The organism is Roseateles sp. P5_E11 (genome assembly GCF_054049355.1).
This window is the reverse complement of sequence record NZ_JBFUMO010000841.1, coordinates 1-1845: the sequence shown is the minus strand read 5'-3', so window position 1 is coordinate 1845 and position 1845 is coordinate 1. Positions and strand designations below refer to the sequence as shown.

Genomic DNA, 1845 nt, shown 5'->3' with positions numbered 1-1845 from the left:
GTGCTGAAGGCCAGCAGCGGGATGCTGTCGGGCCACACCGCACTCTCGGGCGTCGCATCCTCGGGCCTGGTGGCCAGCGGCGCCAGGCGGTGGTATTGGTCGTCCACCAGCGAATGCCCGTGGCCATCCAGCGGGTGCTCGGGCTCGGGCACCTTGTCCTTGGGCGACGGGCTGCCGTACTCCAGCGTCACGCACTTGCGGATCTCGTCGAAGAACAGGTCGATGCTGCCGCACAGCTCGGCCTTCACGTGTGGGTCGGAACCGTCCACCAGCACGACGTTGATGGTCGCGTCGATGCCCACCGAGAAGATGCCGATGTGCAGCCCGCCGCCGATGGTGCCCGCGCCGACGAAGCTCATCGGGTGCGTCGCCACCAGGATGTCGGCCCGCGCGAACACGTCCGCCCAGACCACGGGCTTGAAGCCGTAGACGATGTCGAAGCCGACGCCGAAGGCGATGACGAAGCTGCCCGGGGCGGCGCGAAAGGTGCCGCCGCGCGGCCAGTTGTTGATGCCGTTGCCGCGGATCATCAAATAGGCGTCGGAGCTCTGGCCCACGATGTCGGGCAGGAAGATGGAGCGCACCGGGCCGCGCCCACGGCTTTCGGCGGGGTAACCGTCGGCGCCCAGATGGATGAACCAGTCCGCTGATTCCGTCGGGAAATGCGCGCCCACGGGCACCGTGGTGGTGACGATGTGCGGGATCTTGTACTCGCCCTCGACGGCGATGGTGACGCCGTCTGCCGGGTCCACCAGGATGACGCCCTTGGCCTGCAGCAGCGACAGGTCGTTGCCGCCGCGTGCGATCTTCATGCGCGGGCCCATGTAGCGGCCTTCGACCGAGCCGCGCACGATGATGTCCGGCGTGGTCACGAACAGGCCGGCGCGGGCGCTGAAGGTAAAGCCCATGTCCGGCGCCGTGCCGATGACGGCCTCCAGGCCGAAGCTGAAGGCACCCGTTTCCTCCACGAACATGCCCGCCTCGCGGTAGTCCCAGTCCAGCGCCGCCTGCACCGGGTCATCGCCCGGCGGCACCGGCTTGGGCTTGGCGTTGATCGCGAACATGCCGCCCACGCCGTAGATCGCCAGGCCCGAGTTGGCCAATGGCAACGGGCCCGGCAGGTCCACGCCCAGCGCCAGCTTGAGCATCTCGCCTTCGGTTTCGATCTCGGCGCTCGCGCCCATCTTGCCCAGAGGCATGATGCTGGCTTCCATCGCCGCACGAAAACCATTGGGCGTCAGCATCACCGAGCCGCTGCCGGTGATCATGGGCTGCAGCGCGATGGACGCTTCCAGCCCGCGCAGCTCGCCGCTGAGCTTGCCGTTCTCGTCGAGCGTGCCGCGGATGGTGCAACCGCTCACCTTGACCGGCCCGAGGTCGAGCTTGAAGCGCAGGTCCACCTCGATCCACATCGAGCCGCGGCCCGAGCGCGTGCCCAGCACGTCGAAGAGCGAGCCCGGCCCCTGCACCAACCAGCCGCCGGGGTCCTCCACCTCCATCGAGCTGCGGGCGTAGTCGAGGTTGAATTTCTCCAGCCCGGGCTTGTCGGGGAAGATGCTCAGCACCACCTCACGCACCCGCACGCGCAGCGGCTGGTTGGGCTGCATCTGCACCGACAGCACGCCCACGTCGATGCCGGTGACGGTGGCCGCCACCGAATAGTCGAGCTTCAACCGCACCGCGTCGCCGCCCGGCAGCTTGGCACCGCTGCTGATCAGCTCCGCGCCGTGCAGCACCAGCTCGCCGTGCTCCAGGAAGCTCGACAGCCCCGTGGCCGCCACCAGCAGCGTCTGCAGCACCACGCCGCTGTCGTCGCCGCCGGGCGGCGGTGGCTGCTGGGCAATC

At 68.8% G+C, this 1845-nt stretch carries 1 protein-coding gene; it reads right to left on the bottom strand.

Translation table 11 applies throughout. The annotated features are described in order from the left end of the window. On the bottom strand, positions 1-1845 hold a 1845-nt coding region (locus tag ACXJKR_RS31250; protein ID WP_457326164.1), incomplete at both ends, for a hypothetical protein.